14 protein-coding genes are annotated in these 16,813 nt (G+C 70.2%); 10 read left to right on the top strand and 4 right to left on the bottom strand.

Going from position 1 to position 16,813, the window contains the following annotated elements:
- Positions 1-219: 219 nt before the first annotated feature.
- Together D7X30_RS06365 and D7X30_RS06360 are read right to left on the bottom strand one after the other, a co-directional pair.
- Positions 220-1,086: a 50S ribosomal protein L11 methyltransferase gene (locus D7X30_RS06365; RefSeq protein WP_120561957.1), complete on the bottom strand. Its 867-nt coding sequence runs from the start codon at positions 1,084-1,086 to the stop codon at positions 220-222.
- A gap of 76 nt (positions 1,087-1,162) precedes the next feature.
- The gene (locus D7X30_RS06360; RefSeq protein ID WP_120561956.1) at positions 1,163-3,766 is read right to left on the bottom strand and encodes a pitrilysin family protein; all 2,604 of its coding nucleotides are present in this window, start codon (positions 3,764-3,766) and stop codon (positions 1,163-1,165) included.
- Positions 3,767-3,962: 196 nt separating this feature from the next.
- Between D7X30_RS06360 and D7X30_RS06355 the strand changes: the two genes are divergently transcribed.
- The 4 genes from D7X30_RS06355 to D7X30_RS06340 are packed head-to-tail and all read left to right on the top strand — an operon-like array spanning position 3,963 to position 9,937.
- Positions 3,963-6,305: a plectin 1 isoform 8 gene (locus tag D7X30_RS06355; RefSeq protein WP_120561955.1), complete on the top strand. Its 2,343-nt coding sequence runs from the start codon at positions 3,963-3,965 to the stop codon at positions 6,303-6,305.
- Between the two features lie 13 nt (positions 6,306-6,318).
- Entirely contained in the window at positions 6,319-7,524 is a 1,206-nt protein-coding gene (gene hemW, locus D7X30_RS06350) for a radical SAM family heme chaperone HemW (protein ID WP_120561954.1), read from the top strand.
- A 29-nt stretch (positions 7,525-7,553) separates the two neighbouring features.
- A complete protein-coding gene (locus D7X30_RS06345; RefSeq protein WP_233591482.1) occupies positions 7,554-8,372 on the top strand; it encodes a lipopolysaccharide assembly protein LapB in 819 nt (272 codons plus the stop codon).
- 14 nt (positions 8,373-8,386) lie between these two features.
- Positions 8,387-9,937, top strand: coding sequence for a DUF4388 domain-containing protein (locus D7X30_RS06340; protein WP_120561952.1), 1,551 nt, complete (start codon positions 8,387-8,389; stop codon positions 9,935-9,937).
- 28 nt (positions 9,938-9,965) lie between these two features.
- On the opposite strand, the gene D7X30_RS06335 is transcribed toward D7X30_RS06340, so the two are convergent.
- Complete coding sequence (locus D7X30_RS06335) at positions 9,966-10,631, bottom strand: hypothetical protein (protein ID WP_147443128.1); 666 nt, start codon at positions 10,629-10,631, stop codon at positions 9,966-9,968.
- A 239-nt stretch (positions 10,632-10,870) separates the two neighbouring features.
- On the opposite strand from D7X30_RS06335, the gene D7X30_RS06330 reads away from it, so the two are divergent.
- From D7X30_RS06330 to D7X30_RS06305, 6 genes are read left to right on the top strand one after another with little or no spacing between them, the layout of a single operon-like run.
- Entirely contained in the window at positions 10,871-11,641 is a 771-nt protein-coding gene (locus D7X30_RS06330) for a TadE/TadG family type IV pilus assembly protein (RefSeq protein ID WP_120561950.1), read from the top strand.
- Positions 11,638-13,179: a hypothetical protein gene (locus D7X30_RS06325; protein WP_370051372.1), complete on the top strand. Its 1,542-nt coding sequence runs from the start codon at positions 11,638-11,640 to the stop codon at positions 13,177-13,179. The genes D7X30_RS06330 and D7X30_RS06325 overlap by 4 nt, the downstream gene beginning before the upstream one ends.
- The gene (locus tag D7X30_RS06320) at positions 13,176-14,246 is read left to right on the top strand and encodes a hypothetical protein (RefSeq protein WP_120561948.1); all 1,071 of its coding nucleotides are present in this window, start codon (positions 13,176-13,178) and stop codon (positions 14,244-14,246) included. The genes D7X30_RS06325 and D7X30_RS06320 overlap by 4 nt, the downstream gene beginning before the upstream one ends.
- Positions 14,240-15,103, top strand: coding sequence for a hypothetical protein (locus tag D7X30_RS06315; RefSeq protein WP_120561947.1), 864 nt, complete (start codon positions 14,240-14,242; stop codon positions 15,101-15,103). Before D7X30_RS06320 ends, D7X30_RS06315 begins: the two co-directional genes overlap by 7 nt.
- A 16-nt stretch (positions 15,104-15,119) precedes the next feature.
- Complete coding sequence (locus D7X30_RS06310; protein WP_120561946.1) at positions 15,120-15,392, top strand: hypothetical protein; 273 nt, start codon at positions 15,120-15,122, stop codon at positions 15,390-15,392.
- 31 nt (positions 15,393-15,423) lie between these two features.
- Positions 15,424-15,561, top strand: a complete 138-nt coding sequence (locus D7X30_RS06305; RefSeq protein WP_233591422.1) for a hypothetical protein — start codon at positions 15,424-15,426, stop codon at positions 15,559-15,561.
- Between the two features lie 36 nt (positions 15,562-15,597).
- Here the strand turns inward: D7X30_RS06305 and D7X30_RS06300 are convergent, their stop codons facing one another.
- On the bottom strand, positions 15,598-16,797 hold the full coding sequence (locus D7X30_RS06300; RefSeq protein ID WP_120561944.1) for an ABC transporter substrate-binding protein: 1,200 nt from the start codon (positions 16,795-16,797) through the stop codon (positions 15,598-15,600).
- Between the last annotated feature and the right edge of the window lie 16 nt (positions 16,798-16,813).

Here is a 16,813-nt window from a genome sequence, read left to right as displayed (position 1 = left end):
GGAAGGTCACACGCGCCGGGCGTCCCGTAACCTGCCCCGCTACAACCACGCCCGTGTCCCTTGGAACTCCGAGGACTCAGCGGCAGGCACGCGGACTGCAATGTCCGCCAGGCACACGGCGGGACTCGCGAGGTCCTGACGCCAAGGGGGAAAGCCTCGCGAGTCCAGATGGGGTCGGGTGGGCGAGCCTTGCGTTCGCTGCCCGACCCCCTCTTGTTTCTAGCGCTTCAAGTCGATGCGCACCCACTCGCCCTGCTGCGCGCCCTCCAGCACGGTGCACCCCAGGTTGCGGTACGCGGCCTCCACGTCCGCGCGCTGGTGCGCGAGCACGCCGGCCAGCACCAGCCGGTCCTTCGCCTTGGGCACGATGAGGGGCGCCAGCTCAATCAACGTGTTGGCCAGGATGTTCGCGAGCACCAGGTCGAAGGTGCCCGACACCTCCGTCAGCTCGCGCCCGGAGATGTCCAGGTCGGGCGTCTGGTTGTCGGTGCAGTTCTCCTGGGCCAGCTCCACGGAGGTGGGGTCGTTGTCGGTGCCCACCACGTGGCCCGCGCCCAGCTTCTTCGCCGCGATGGCGAGCACGCCCGTGCCGGTGCCCACGTCCAGGACGCTCGCGCCCGGGTGCGTGGACATGAAGTCATCCACCGCCGCCAGGCACAGCGACGTGGTGGGGTGGTCCCCCGTGCCGAAGGCCATCTTCGGCTCGATGACGAGCTTCACCTTGTCCGCCGGCGCGTTCGCCACGTCCCAGGGCGGGCCCACCCACAGGCGGCCCACCTGCACGGACTTGATGAGCGACTTCCACTCGTTGCTCCAGTCCTGCTGGGGCTGCTCGTCCAGGGACAGGCGCGCGGTGGGGTGGCTCTCCGTCACCGCGTCGCGGGCTTCCTCCGCGCTCTGTCGGTCCTCGAAGTAGGCGACGACGATGGACTCGCCCTTCGTGGGGGCGCGCACGCCCGGCATGGTGGGCGTCTCCGTATCGCGGACCTCCAGGCCCAGGGCGCCGGCCTCATGGAGCAGGTCCTGGAGGATTTCGGAGGCCTCCTCCGCGATATCCACGGTGAGTGACAAGTAGGTCTGGGACATGGCGCCCCTTCTACCGCACCCGGTGCGGCGTGGAAGCGCCGTCGTCGTGACGCTTCCACGCTCGCGATGGGAGGACCTACGGCCCGACGATGGCCATGGCCATGCGGTCGAAGTCGATGATCCGGCGGGCGACCTCCTGCACGTCCTCCGCCGTCACCTTCGCCACGTGCTCGGAGTAGTGCAGGAAGTTGTCCAGCCCGATGCCGTAGCAGGTGTCCAGCGCCAGCAGCGTCGCGCGGGCGCTGTTGCGCTGCAGGTCGATTTCATACGCCCCGATGATGTGCTGCTTGGCGCGCTCCAGCTCCGCGGCCGGAATCGGCTCGTCGCGGATCCGCTGCAACTCGCGGCGCATGCCCTCCACCGCCGCGTCCACCTTCTCCGGGCTCGTGCCCATGTAGACGGCGAAGTAGCCGGGCTCCAACCCGTCCATGGAGAAGCTGCTCACGCTGTAGGCCATGGAGCGCTTGTCGCGCAGCTCGATGAAGAGGCGCCCGCCCTGGCCCGACAGCACCGTGGACAGCACGTCCAGCACCACCCGCCACGGGTCGCTCATCCGCGCCGCCTGGAAGCCCAGCACCAGGTGCGTCTGCGCGCGCGCGAGCACCTGCTTCTCCGTGCGCGGAGCCGACGGAGGCGCTTCCGGCCGCACCTGCTTCGGGGCCACCGCGCCGCCGCGCGACTTGCCGAAGTACTCGTTCGCCAGCGCCCGCACCTGATCCACGTCCACGTCGCCCACCACGCTGAGCGTCATCTGCGACGGGTCCATGTGCGCGCGGTGGTACGCATGCAGCTGCTCGGGCCCCAGCGCCTCCACGGACGCCTTCTCGCCCATCAGGGACATCCGGTACGGGTGCTCCTGGTAGAGCGTGCGCGAGAACAGCTCGAACGCCACGCTGGACGGCTTGTCCTCGCGGGTGAGGATGTCCTGGAGCAGCAGCGCGCGCTCCCGCGCCACCTCCTCCTCGCGGAAGGCGGGGTTCAGCAGCACGTCCGCGAACAGCCGGAAGCCGGGCTCGAAGTAGCGCGACAGGAAGTCCGCCTTCAAGCTGATGGAGTTGCGGCCGCCCTGGCCGCTGATGTTGCTCACGTACAGGTCCCCCAGCTGGCTGATGTCATCCGCGCTGAGCGTGGTGGTGCCCTTGGTGAGGGTGCGGCTGAGCAGCGTGGTGATGCCATTGTTCTCGGGCGTCTCGTAGCGCGCGCCACCGACGAAGGCCGCGCGCATGGAGAACAGCGGCACGTGCGGCTCCACTCGGATGATGAGCGTGGCGCCGGAGGGCAGCTTCTCCTGCACCACCTCCGAACGCGCGGACGCGATGGCGCTCCGGGTCGGACGCGGCGGGGCCTCCGGGGGACGCTGCTTCGCGGCGCGCTCCGGGGGCGTGAGGCCAGGGCTCTTGGCCGCCTCATCCAGTGCCGCGTGCACGTGGGCTTCCGTCAGCTCCGCGGCGGGCGGCACCAGCGCGGTGACGACGGCGTGCTCCAGCCGCAGGTACTTCTGGGCCACGCGGCGCAGGTCCTCCGGCTTCAGGTTGCGGATGTCCTCCAGGTAGCGGGCCTCCGCCTCCAGGCCGCCGGGGGTCGTCTGGTACGAGCCCAGGTTGCGCGCGGTGCCCTGCACCGTCTCCTTGCGGTAGACGGACTCCGCCTCCACCACCGCCTGCACCGTGCGCAGCTCGTCCAAAGGCACGGGCGTGGTGCGCATCGCCTCCAGCACGCGCGCCGTCTGCGTGAGCGCCTTCTGTACCTGCGTGGGCGGCAGCGTCAGCGACACGGAGAAGATGCCCGGGTCCTTGGGCGTGTACGCGGACGCGTGCACGTCGTTGACCAGGTGCTGGCGGCGCTTCACCTCGCGCACCAGCCACGACGAATTGCCCTGGCCGGCGATCATCGCCAGCACGTCCAGCGCGGGCACGTCCGGGTGCTCCAATTCCGGGATGGCGAAGGCCAGGTGCAGATAGACCTCCTTCACGTCCTCCGTCTGGACGAGCACGCGGCGGCCCGTGGGAGGCGGGTCGCGCGGACGCTCCACCGGACCCGCGTAGGGCCGGCCCCAGTCACCGCCGAAGATCTCCTCGACCCACTGGCGCAGCTCCGCCTCGTTCAGGTCGCCCGCGACGGACAGCACCAGGTTCTTTGGCGTGTAGTGCCGGTGGTAGAACTCCAGCACCTTCTCGCGGGTGAAGCTGCGCACGCTCTCCTCGGTGCCGATGACGGGCAGCCGGTAGGGGTGCGTCTGGAACGCGGTGGTGAACAGCCCGCGGGACGCGCGGCGCGACGGCGAGTCGTAGCTGCGCTTGATCTCCTCGCACACCACCTCGATTTCGCGCGCCAGCTCGTCCTTGTCGAACGCGGAGCGGCGCACCGCGTCCCCCAGGATGTCCAGGCCCGTGCGGGCGAACTGGCTGGCGATGACGATGTGGTAGACGGTCTGGTCGAAGGACGTCCAGGCGTTGATTTCGCCGCCGTGCGCCTCGATGTCCCGGGCGATTTCACCGGGCCCCCGGCGCTCCGTGCCCTTGAAGAGCATGTGCTCGTGCAGGTGGGCGAGTCCGGCCTGGTCGGGCCTTTCGTCCGCGCTGCCGGCCTTGACCCAGACCTGGAAGGCCGCGACCTTGGCGGCGTGCTGCTCCTCGAAGACGACGGTGAGCCCGTTGGGCAGGGTGTAGCGGATGGCCATAGGAGTGGTCCGAAGCTGTCATCCCCTCCCAAGGAGAGGCAAGGCGAGGTGTGATGTTTGCTCCATTGGCTAACGTCCCGCCCCCTCCACGTCGAGCGGACCGTGCCGTCCGCCTCCCACCAGGCAGGCGAAGCGGCGCGGTTTCCATCGCGTAACTGGTGGAAACCCCCCGTGGTCGGTAACCTGGGACGCGCACATGCCGTCTCCCCCGGACGAGGCGGATCCGCTCGCGGACCTGAAGGAACTGCTGGATGACGGCGACGCCCCGGTGGCGGCGCCCGCTCCGGCGGCCCCCAGGCCGCTCGCGGTTCCCAGGCCTCCCCCCTCCGCGCCTCCCCCCCTGCCGCCCCGGCGGCCCGCCACGGGCCTGCCCGCTGCCCCGGCCACCGCTCCTGCCGCCCGGGTGCCCACGACCCCGGCGCCCATTGGCGGTGGAGGGTTGCCCACGACCACGCCTCCGTCCCCGGCGGCCGCGGCGCGCAGCCCCGGCAAGGGTGACCCCTTCGCGGAGCCCGCGGAGCCCCGGCTGCCCATGGGCGGCTCGGCGGAGGACAAGCTGGAGTTCTTCCGGGGCATCCTGAAGCAGAAGACGGAGACCCTGGCCCGGGCGCGCGCGCTGTACGCCGAGCGCGAGGGCGAAGTCACCCAGCTCAAGGCCTCGCTGGAGAAGGCGCGCAGGGATGGCGGCGGGGGTGCTCCGGCGCCGTCCGCGCAGGACGAGCAGCGGCTGAAGCTGGCCCAGGCGAAGGTCGCCTCGCTGGAGGCGGAGCTCGCCGCGTCGGAGGCGGACCGCAAGGACCTCACGCGCGCGCTGGCGGAGGTGGAGTCGGAGATCCCCCGGCTGACGGAGGAGCTCCACGCCGAGCGCGAGTCGCGCGGGTCGATGGCGGAGGAGCTGGTCGGCGCGAAGGAGGCGCTGGGGCTCGCGCAGGACCGCGTGGCGGAGCTGGCCTCCGGCAAGTCCGAGGCGCAGGGCGCGCTGGAGGCGGTCCAGGAGCAGTACCAGTCGGTGCTCGCGGACGTGGAGCGGCTGACCACCGAGCGCGACGCGCAGGCGCTCAACATCAGCCAACTGGAGACGGCGCTCGCGGAGGCGAAGGGCGCCATGGGTGCCCTGGAGAGCGAGAGCGACTGGTCGCGCAGCTCGCTGGAGGAGGCGCACGCCCACGCGAAGGGGATGGAGGGCGAGCGGGACGCCGCGCGCCGGCAGCTCGCGGTGGTGGAGGACGGGCTCAAGACGCTCCAGACGCAGGTGACGGAGCTGGAGCGCGCGCTCGCGCTGAAGGACGCGGACGCGGTGGGGCTGCGCGCCGCGCTCACCGCGCGCACGGCGGAGGCCGCGGAGCTGCCCTCGCTCCGGAGTGCTTTGGAGGGCCGCGCCGCGGAGGCCGCGCGGGTCCAGGCGCGCGTGCGCGAGCTGGAGGCGGAGGTCGCCCAGGCGCGTGAAGCCGCGCGCGCCGAGGTGGAGGCCGCGGAGGTCCGCGCGCGCATGGCCGAGTCGGAGCTGGCCTCGCTGCGCGAGGTGCTGGAGGCCGCGGAGGTCGAACAGGTCTCGCTGCGCGACCGGATGGAGTCGGACGCGGCGGCGCTCGGCGAGGCGGTGCACGAGGCCGAGGTCCGGGTCCACGAGGCAGAGGCGAAGGTCGCGGCGTTGGAGGCCCAGCTGGCGGAGCTCACCGCCCAGTCCACGTCCGTGCAGGCCGAGCGTGAGGCGCACCAGCAGCAACTGGCCGCCGTGGAGCGCAAGCTCGCCACCACGCAGGCGGAGCGCGTGGGTTACTCCGCGCGCGTGTCCATGCTGGAGACGGCCGCGGGCCAGCGCGAGGCGGAGGTGCAGCGCCAGCAGGCCCTGGTCGCCAAGGCCCAGGAGGAGCTGTCGCTGGAGCGCGCCCGCCGTGAGGCGGTGGAAGCCGAGATCGCGGACGCCCGGGTGCAGGCCGCCGAAGCAGAGGGCCGCGCCGAGGCACTGAGCGCGGGGCATGACGGCCAGCGCGAGGAGCTGACCTCCCTCAACGAGCAGCTGGAGGCGGCCCGCGCGGAAGCGGACAAGGTGGATCGGCTCCAGCAGCGCGTGAAGATGGTGGAGGGCGCGCTGGAAGCCTCCGAGTCCAAGCGGCGCGTCGCCGAAGCGCAGGCGGCCCGCGTGAAGGACCTGGACGCGGCGAAGGCCGCGCTCGAAGCGAAGCTCACGTCGGAGCAGAGCGCCAAGGCGCTGCTGGAGGCGAAGCTCGCGCAGTCCGACGTCACGCTGCTGGAGGAGCAGGGCGTGAAGGCAGCGCTGGAGTCGCAACTCGAGGAGGCTCGCGCCGCGCTCGAAGCGGAGCAGGCGTCCCGTCAGGCGCTCGAAGCAAAGCTCGCGGAGGCGCCTGCTGCCAGCGCGGACGTGCCCGCGGACTGGGCGAGGGAGCGCGACCAGCTCAAGGCGGACGTGGCCTCCATGAAGCGCAAGCTGATGGCGGCCGAGGCAGCGCTCGAGTCGGCTGCCAGTGCCAAGGCGAAGGTGGCGCGGCTGGAAGCGCAATTGAAGGCCCTGAAGTAGAGGTTGGACCTCCATGTCCTTCGCCGCGCCCACGGACCCATTGACGGGCATGCAGGCAGCCCGCTTCGGGCTGTACCTGCACTTCCCGTACTGCCTGGCCAAGTGCCCCTACTGCGACTTCGCGGTGGCGGTGGCGCGCCAGGTGCCAGAGGAGCGCTACGCGAACGCGGTGCTGGCGGAGCTGGACGCGCGCCTCGCCGCGGACCCGTCGCTGCGCACGAAGCCGCTGGAGTCCCTCTTCCTGGGCGGTGGCACGCCGTCCCTGTGGCACCCCCGCCACGTGGCGCGTGTGCTGGAGGGCATCGCCGCGCGCATGTCGCTCGCCCCCGGCCTGGAGGTTTCCCTGGAGGGCAACCCGGAGCGCGCGGACGCCGAGCGCTTCGCCGGCTACCGCGCCGCGGGCATCAACCGGCTGTCGCTGGGCGTGCAGTCCTTCCAGCCACAGACGCTGAAGGCGCTGGGCCGCGCGCACGACGCCGCCATGGTGGAGGGCGCGGTGGCGGCGGCGCGGAAGGCGGACTTCCCCGTGGTGGCGCTGGACTTCATCTACGGCGTGCACGGCCAGACGGTCGCGCAGGTGGAGGCGGACGCACGCCGCGCGGTGGCGCTGGCGCCCGAGCACCTGTCCACCTACGCGCTGACGGTGGAGCGCGAGGTGCTGGCGGAGTCCACGCCGCTGTCCAAGCAGCTGGACCGCGGCGAGCTCTCCCTGCCGGAGGACGACGACGTGGTGGCCATGGCCCAGACGGTGCGCGACGTGTACGGCGCGCACGGCCTCACCCGCTATGAGGTGTCCAACCACGCGCGCCCCGGCTTCAGCTCCCGGCACAACGCGCTCTACTGGACCGGCGGCGAGTACCTGGCGCTGGGCGTGGGCGCCACCGGCATGCTGCTGTCTCCCTCGGCCCACCGCTACGTGAACCTCCGCAGCCCGGAGGCCTACCTGCGCACCGTGGAGGAGGGGAGACTCCCTGAGGCGAGCCGCGAGGACCTGGGCCCCGAGGAGCTCTTCGCCGAGCGGCTGAGCATGGGCCTGCGTTTGGTGTCGGGGGTGGACTGGGAGGCCGTCTGTGAGCGATACGGCCAGCCCGTGGAGCCCCGGCGCGCGGAGGTGGAGCGGCTGGTGGCCCACGGCTTCGCCACGCGTCACGGCCGCAGGCTGGCCCTGACGGAGCGGGGGGCGGACGTGCACAGCGCCATCTGCGCGCGGCTGTTGTAGGCGGTTCCAGGAAGGACGATTCGACCGTGCTGACCAAGTGGTTGATGTGGATGGGCCTCACCATGCTGACGGGCAGCCCGCTCTTGTCCCTGGGGCTGCTGGTCGTGCTGCTGTTCGCGGCGGACCGGTTCACGTTGCAGGTGCTGCCCAGCCCCATGCGCGCCTTCAAGCGGTGGCAGCGCGCGGGGGACCTCGCGGGCACCATCCTCACCAACACCCACGACCGCCGCGCCCGCGCGGAGCTGGCCGACATCCGCGTGGGGCAGAAGCGCTACCAGGAGGCGGTGGACCTGCTGCGCCCCAACCTGGACGCGGGCGACGACGACGTGGACACCCTCTACCTCTTGGGCGTGGCCTATCTGGGCGCGGGCGACGCTCCCCGGGGCGAGCTGCTGCTCACCGAGGCCGAGCGCCTGGACGCCGACTACCGGCAGGGCGCCATCGACCTGGAGCGCGGCCGCTTCCGCCTCCAGCGCGGCGACTTCAAGGGCGCGCGCGAGGCCCTGGAGCGCTTCCTCCAGGTGCGTCAGGGCTCCGTGGAGGGGCGCGTGCTCCTGTCGCGCGCGCTGGACAAAGAGGGCCTGGACGTGGAGGCGCAGGAGGCCCGCGACGCAGCCTGGCGTGAGTACGCCGTCGCCCCGCGCTTCCAGAAGCGCCGCGACCGCTGGTGGGCATACCGGGCCCGGCCGTCCCGCCCGCTGACGTACGCCGCCGTGGCCCTGGTGTTCATGGGCGTGGGGGCGTACCTGACCCGCTACCTGCCCACGCACGACACCTACGGCCCCTACGGCGTCTACGAGGATGATCCCTACGCTGCGGACGACATGGGCGGCGACGACGCGGAGTAGTAGGCTTTCCGCGCATGTTCCCCCTGCCGTCCCAGGTGTTGCGCCAGCGCGAGGGCCTGCTGGCGGACACGCCCTTCCCGCTGCTCTTGCACGCGCTGATGGTGGAGGAGCGCACCTGCACGCTGGAGCTCAAGGTGCGCCAGCGCGAGAAGCGCATCACCTTCGAGGACGGCGCGCCGGTGGCGTGCAACTCCAACCTCCTGCACGAGACGCTGGGCAAGTACCTGGTGGAGAAGGGCCGCCTGACGGAAGGCGACTACCAGAAGTCCCTGGCGGAGAGTGTGTCCTCGGGCATGCAGCTGGGCGGGCTGCTCGTGCAGAAGGGCCTCATCAGCCCCTTCGACCTCTACAAGCAGCTCCAGGCGAACCTGGCGCACAAGCTGCTGGATTGCTTCCGCTGGACGGAGGCGAAGTACCGCCTCATCGCGGACGTGGAGAACCCGGACGCCACCGTGCGCGCCAACACCGCGCAGCTCATCCTCACCGGCGTCTCCACGCAGCTGCCCTTCGACACCGTCGCCACGCACTTCACCTTCACCGACGACCGCCGCTTCGGACAGATGCCCGGCGTGGAGTCCGCCCCCAAGCTGTCCTCCAAGGACGCGCGCCTGTTCCAGGCCCTGCGCCAGCGGCCCACCTTCAACGAGCTGCTGGAGCGCACCGGCTTCGACATGGACGCCGTGCTGCGCCGGCTCTACGCGCTGTGCCTGCTGGGCGTGGCGGGCTTCGCGGAGGACGTGGACGCGCGCACCGAGGAGCTGGCCCGCAAGGCCCCCGCCGCTCCCGCGCCCGCGCCGGAGCCCGTCCCCACGCCGGTGCCCGTGCCGGCCCAGGCCCCGTCCGGCACGCCCTTCGCGGACGAGGACGAGGCGGCGCGCAACGCGCTCGTGGGCGCGTTCCTCAACCACCGCAGCCTGGATCCGTTCGCGCTGCTGGACGTGCCGGAGGACGTGCAGCCGGTGGCGCTGCGCAAGGCGTTCCTCGCCGCCGCGGACCGCTTCTCCCCGCTGCGCTTCCACACCGCGGAGCTGAAGGAGAAGGCGGAAGGGATGCTCGCCGCGTACGCGCGGGCCTACGGCTTGCTGTCGGAGCCGGAGCAGAACGCGCTGTGGAAGAAGCGCCGCCAGGCGCACCGGGAGAAGGCCCGCAGCAACACCGGCCGGCCCTCCACCGCGGAGCAGTTCCGCATCCGCACGGACCTGCTGGACGCCACCGCCCAGTTCGACGAGGCCAAGCGGCGCCTGGAGGCGCGCAACTTCGCGGGCGCCTTCGAGTACTTCGAATACGCCTGCGACATCGACCCCCGGCCGCTGTACCAGGCCCACCGCGCCTGGGCGCGCTACCTCATGAAGCCGGAGGCGCACGGCCGGCTGGTGCTCCAGGAGCTCCAGGAGCTGACGCGCCAGGAGCCCGGCCTGGAAGAGGGCTGGGCCTTCCTGGGCGACGTGGCCCGGGGCGAGGGCCAGTGGGCGCTCGCGGAGGACGCCCTGCGCAAGGCCTTCAAGCTCAACCCCCAGCAGCGCCGCTACGTGGCGCTCATCCAGGAGATCGCCCGGCGGAAGTGAGCCCCGCCGGGCACCAGGCCCCCGGCGGCTACAGCCCGCGGAGGCTGGCGCGGTCGGCGGCGGACAGCCCCTCGCCGTTGGTCAGGTGGGTGACGGCCAACTGGATGGCCACGTCGTCATCGCGCGTCAGCTGCTTGCCCGCCAGCAGCGAGTACAGCTCCTGGAAGCCCTCGTACCCGATGATGGGGCCCAGCGCGAAGTTGTCGCCGACGCCGCTGGTCTCCCGGTCCTGGTTGGCGCAGTACAGGAACAGGGGGACGAAGTAGCGCTCACCCGCCGGCACCTCGATGGTGGTCTGCTGCACCAGCAGGCCGTTCTGGATCTTCGTGCTCTCGGAAACGACCATGAGGCCGGGGGGCAGCGTGACCGTGATGGGGCCGCCGGTGGTGTTGCGGAAGATGAGGCACAGGGTCACGGAGCCGCCGCCGCCCTTGGCGTCGTCCTTGTCCTTGTCGTCGCAGTCCAGCGGGTCCTCGGTGTAGAAGCTCTTCAACGGCGTCTCGAGCGTGATGCCCGCCGGCAGCGTGAAGGGCGCGCCCTCCGGCTTCGCCTTGGACGACCCCGTGCCCGGACCCGCGGACTTCGTGGTCGTGCCGCCGTCGGGACCGCCGCCGCCGTCCGGCTTGCCGTCCCCGTCATCCGAGCAGGCCGCCAGCAACGCCACCGCCAGCACCACGCCCATTCGCTTCGCCACGTGCCAGTTCATTGATTTCGCTCCCTGCGCTCAACGCGGATGGGCGTGCCAACCATGGCCAGCGCACAGCGTCAAGCACCCCGGGACCCGGCCGGCCCGATAATGTCCGCAAGCCCGGAGGCCGGGCCTGCATTCCCGGCCACTTGGCCGATTCCCGCTGAACCTACGGGCGGTATGGTAACGGCACAATGGGTCGGGAAGCCTCCCACCTTGGGGTATTTTCAGTACAGGGGCGAAGCATGAGGCGCGGCGGTGAATCAGGCCAGGTGGCGGTGGAGACGGCCATCGTCTTGCCCCTGTTCGTGTTCATGCTGCTGGGCATCCTCCAGCTGGGGTTGATGCACCAGGCCCGGCTCCTGACGAAGTACGCGGCCTACAAGGCCGTGCGCGCCGGCTCCATCCACAACGCGGACATCCCCACCATGGAGAAGGCCGCCCTGGCGGTGCTCCTGCCCATGGTGAGCACGGCCGCCAGCGGGGGCGCGGAGATCATCAAGCCCATCACCAGCGCCAGCGACTTCAAGTCCAAGTTCGAGGGCGGCGACATCGGCAAGAACCAGATGGGCGACGCCTCCGGCCTGAAGTTCGCGGAGGTCACCATCTGCAACCCCCTCAAGGGGGACCTGACCTCCGGCTCCCACGGCAACAAGGAGATGGACTTCGATGATCCGCGGGTCGCCTCCGGTGAAGGCGGCTGGGCGGACAGCCTGCGCACCAAGCTGAGCGTGCAGGTGACGTTCAACTACCGCCTGCCCATCCCGTTCGCGGACGTCGTCATCTACAACATCGCGCGCGGCCGCGACCTGCCCTACGTGCTGCGCCTGGGCAAGGACTCGGAGCGTGACGAGTTCATCGTCAAGAAGATGTCCAAGTACGACTCCGCCGCGGACAACAAGCTCTACATCCTGCCCATCCGCGCCACGTACATCATGCGGATGCACTCCAATCTCTACCTCACCCAGAAGGAACTTCCGGAGAGGAACGAATGCATCTTCCCGTTCGAACCGTGAGGTCCGCCTCCCGGCCCAAGCGCGGCCACCGGGGCCAGGCCCTGGTGCTCGCGTGTCTGTCGTTCCTCCTGCTCGCGTTGATGACGACGCTGAGCTTCAACCTGAGCCATGCCCTGCGGCAGAAGATGAGCCTGCAGCAGCACAGCGACGCGCTCGCGTACTCCATGGGCGTCGTGGAGGCGCGCGCGCTCAACTACTACGCGGCCAGCAACCGGGCCATCGCGTCCACCTACGTGGGCATGACGTCCGTGCACGGCTACATGGCCGCGGCCAGCGCCACCGGCGAGATGATGCGCGCCGGGCAGATGAGCTTCTTCATCATCGCCGCCCTGGAGGTGGCGCAGTGCCCGCCCTACAACTTCCAGCACTGCTTCGACGCGCTTGAAGCGGTGATGATCGCCATGGACTACAGCTCCAAGGCCAGCGAGTACGACCAGAAGGTCCAGGGCGTCGAGGGCTCCTTCAACAAGGTCATCGAGGAGCTGGACAACATGGCGAACAGGATCCATGGCTCCCAGCAGACGGTCCACCGGGCCACCAAGAACGCGCTGCGCGACGGCCAGTCCGCGGACCTGTCCCAGCTGACCGAGAAGAACGTCCCCGGTGCCAGCGAGCTGGAGTCCGGCGTGGGCGGGATGAACGCGGATGAGTTCGACTGCGCGGTGGACGGGATGAACTGCTCGCGCGCCGCCAACTCCAGCACCAAGTCCCGGGCGCAGGTGATGACGGAGATCGCCAACGCGTCCCGCCCCGGCTGGGCCGCCAACCGCAGCCTGCCGGTCATCATGAACGGGCTGCCCACCTACTACAAAAGGGAGTTCATTCAGGACCTGCTCAAGGACATCCCCGGCGAGGGCACCCACATGGCGGTGGGCCACAAGGGGACGGCGAAGGTCACCCAGACCAAGAGCAACATCCACGGCCCCGGCCAGGTCACCGGCAACGAGGGCAAGGTCGTGGTCGCGGACGAGCACGGCCGCCTCATCCAGCAGTGGCGCCACGGCTTCGGCACCGGCGGCTACGAGGCCCTGGTGGCGAGCAGTGAGAACGGCGGCAGCCACGAGCCCTCCGGCGCGCACAGCGACCAGCACGACAAGTTCAAGGGCATCAACACCAAGGACTTGATGGGCTGCTCGAGCAACGGCAACTGCTTCATGAAGTTCCGCGCCAGCGACGACCCCGCCCGCGACTGGGGCCAGCCGCGCGTCTACAGCTACGTCACCAAGCAGTTCTTCGTGGGAGGCGGGGCCCAGGCGCCCTGGGAGCTCAACTCCAGCGGCAGCTTCACGCTCACGCACGGCGCCCAGGGTGACGGGCAGCTGCGGCTTGCTCCCGGTGAGGGCGCGGCGCTCTCCAAGGCGCTCGTCTACTACCACCGCCTGGGGCCCAACGGCTGGAAGGAGGCCCCGGGCCTCTTCAACCCCTACTGGCGCGTGAAGCTGCACCCGTTCTCCGCCCAGGAGGCCGCGCAGGTGCTGAACCGGGCGGGCAACTCGGACGCCGCCCAGCTCGCGAACGCCAAGGACCTGGCCCTATGAGCCCCTTCCTCGAGTCGCGCCGCGCGCGCCGGGGCGCCGCTTCCGTGGAGATGGCGCTCTCCATGGTCGCGCTCATCCCCATCTTCATGTACGCGCTCTTCCTGGACGACCTCCTGCGCTACTCGCTGGACAACCAGGAGGCCGCGGTGACGACCATCTGGGACTTCACCACGCAGGACTACACGAAGGGCCTCAAGCAGAGCGGTGGCGGTGGCAAGGGCCCCCAGGGTGGCAGCTCCAACGTGCAGCACAACGCCCGCCTCACGTACTGCGACCACGAGTCCGGCATCGACCGGCCGGATGCCATGTCCGGCAGCAACTACGCGGACTGCGAGGACACGGACCACCACCTGGCGGTCGTCGCGCACGTCTGCTGGATGAACGACAACGCCCAGCAGGTGACGTGCAGTGCTCCGGACACGGGCGCCGCGAGCCTGGGCGGCCTCTCTGACGACTACCAGGGCGAGTTCACCAACGGCGGCCTCATCTTCTGCGAGGCCCGCGCCGTGGTGGAGAACTACCTCTTGCCCGAGCAGTTCCTGCCGGAGTTCAGCAAGGTGAAGTTGACCAAGGAGAACTGGAAGGACAAGGGCGTGGAGAACGTCCACAGCAACGCGGAGGAGGGTACCAAGGCCAACGCCTACTTCCTCAAGAAGGAGACCATGGGGATCCTCACCGACACCTGGGCGCTGACCCAGGACGCGGACATCTCTCCTTCCGGCTCCAGCGGTGAGATGTACGACCGCATGAAGAACCAGTACACGAGCGTCATCACGTACAATGCCATGCGCACCCAGATGCAGGACTTCCGTCAGAAGATCACGGAGGACCTGCTGGACGGCACCATGCTGTACATGTTCGAGGACTCGCCTGACGACCCGTACATCTCCATCCACCCGCACCTGGCCAACATGCAGACCCCGGCCAACACCGTGGACCAGGAGGGGAACACCCGCTACTTCAACCAGGAGTGGCGCGACTGGGACCAGGACAAGAACCAGAACACGTACAAGCACGGCGAGCGCGGTGACTGGTACATGGGCTGTAAGGACGCGGAGTCGTGCTGAAGTCGCTGGCCACGCACCCCGCCTTCCGCACCGCCGCGGTGCTGGTGTCGGTGTCGGTGGCGGGCATGCTCATCGGGATGGGCTGGGAGGAGGCGCGCTACGGCGGCACCCGCACGGAGCTGGAGCGGGCGGAGGCCTCCGCGGATGAGCTGGACCGGGAGACGCCGCGGGGCTCGGGGCGCTCGAAGCAGGACGAAGCCATCCTGGCGCGCACGCTGTCGTACTTCCCGCCCTATCCCAACGGTGGACGTCCGGAGGCGCTGGCCGCGGACTACCTGGGCCCGGGCACGCCCATCGCCGTGTCGTGGTTCGCCACGAAGGACTCGTCGGATCAGGTGCTGCAGCACTACCGCCAGTTCCTGCTCGACGAGGGCCTGCCCGTGGTGGGCCTGCGCTTCAACGACAACGCCGGCTACGTGGGCTACTGGGTCCCGAAGGACGACGAGGTCCGGTTGATGTCCACGCTGCGCCAGGGGGATGAGACCCTCGTCTTTGTCTCCTCCGCGCGCATGCGCAACTACCTGGAGCGCGCCGGCAACCGCATCCCCCCGGGCGTGCCGGTCCCCAGGGGCCTGCAGGACGCGGCGTCCCTGTCCCTCAAGATGGAGGGCGCCACGAACGTCACCGTGACGGGCCGGCTGCCCGACACCGCGCTCCCCGACGCGGAGCAGGCCTACCAGGCCCTCCTGCGCGACCAGGGGTGGAGCGTGTCCGAGGCCCGCCCGGCGGGCTTCCAGGAAACCGAGCTGACCCTGACGCGCGAAGGCCTGCGCGGACAGGCCACTTTGCGGCAACCTGCCGCGCAGCGCGGCGTGGAGTTCCACCTGTCGCTGATGCGAGCCCAGGGCGCGCCATGAACGCGGAGAGCGGACGATGAACCTTTCGACGAAGCGGATGTGGGTCCTGTCGCTGGGCGTGGGCGCGCTGCTGTGGGGAGGCCAGGCCTTCGCCGGCGTCAGCTGCGAGCGCCGCTGCGCGGAGGACAAGATGAAGTTCGAGAAGGTGTGCAAGGAGAAGGCGAAGAACGCCCAGCCCTACTGCACGAAGGTCGCCGGCCAGGCCAAGGACAAGTGCGTGAACAAGTGCCGCACGGGCAAGAGCGGCGGCACGACGATGGAGGCGCCCGGTGAAGAACACGCGCACTAGCCTGAAGCAGGCACTCCAGCGCGGGCAGGCCATGTCGGAGTACGGCGTCATCACGGCGGCGTTCTTCGGCTTCACCGTGCTGAGCTGGCCGTTCCTCATCCAGCTGCTGCGGGCCCTCAACACCTACTTCCAGTCCATCTACTACATCATCCAGTCGCCCATCCCCTGACGTCGGGGACGGGCGGCCGGAAGCGGGTGAGGCGGCCTACGGCTTCACGGTGGTGACGAACACCGCCTTGCCGCCCTCCACCTTCATCACCACGGCCTGCTTCACCGCGTCGCGGTTGGCGTCCAGGTTGATGGTGCCCGCCACGCCCGGGAAGTCCTTCGTGGCCGCGATGGCGTCTCGCAGCGCGGGGCCCGAAGTGTCCGGAGCGCGCTTCATCGCATCCACCAGCAGGCGCGCGGCGTCGTACGCCAGCACCGCCACGCTGTCCGGCACCGCGCCGTAGGCGGCCTTGTACTTCGTGAGGAAGTTCTGCACGACGGGGTCCGGGTTGTCCGGCGAGTAGTGGTTGGAGAAGTAGCTGCCCTCCAGCGCGGAGCCGCCCAGCTCGTACAGCTTGTCGGAGTCCCAGCCGTCACCGCCCAGCAGCGGCACGCGCAGGCCCACCTCGCGCGCCTGCCTCGCGATGATGCCCACGTCCGTGTAGTAGCCCGGGACGAACACCGCCTCCGGCTTCAGGTTCTTGATGGAAGTGAGCTGCGCGCGGAAGTCCGTGTCGCCTTTGGAGTAGCTCTCGTTGCCGACGATGGTGCCGCCGAACTCCTTGAACTTCTGGTTGAAGACCTCCGCCAGCCCCACGGAGAAGGCGCTCTTGTTGTCGGTGAGCACCGCGACCTTGTTGAGCTTGAGGTTCTCCCGCGCGAACTTCGCCATCACCAGGCCCTGGAACGGGTCGATGAAGCAGACGCGGAAGATGTAGTCGCCCTTCTTTGTCACCTCCGGGCTGGTGGAGGTGGGCGTAATCATGGGCACCTTCCCCGTCTGCGCCTTGTCCGCCATGGCCATGGACACGGACGACGCAGCTTCACCCAGGAGCGCCACCACCTTGTCCTGCGCGATGAGCCGCGTGGCGGCCTGGGCGCCTTCCTCCGGCCGGCCCTGGCTGTCGTAGACGCGCACCACCAGCTTCTGGCCGCGCACACCGCCCGCGGCGTTGGCCTCCTGCAGCGCCAGGTCGATGCCGTTGCGCGCGGAGATGCCGAAGGTGGCCTCGGAGCCGGTGAGGCTGCCCACCTCGCCAATGAGGATGCTGCCCGCCGGCGGAGGCCCCGGAGGTGCGGCGGTGGCGCCACCCTCTTGCGTGGCGGGCGCGGGCGCGGGGGCCGGGGCGGACTTCTTCTCACAACCCACCAGGGCCAGGGCCAGCGCGGTGAGCAGGAGGGGGAGGGGACGGCGCATCGGTGGGCTCCTCGGT

Source organism: Corallococcus sp. AB011P, assembly GCF_003611605.1.
Lineage (GTDB): Bacteria > Myxococcota > Myxococcia > Myxococcales > Myxococcaceae > Corallococcus > Corallococcus coralloides.
The sequence above is the reverse complement of the archived record's forward strand: the minus strand, read 5'-3'. Positions and strand labels throughout refer to the sequence as shown.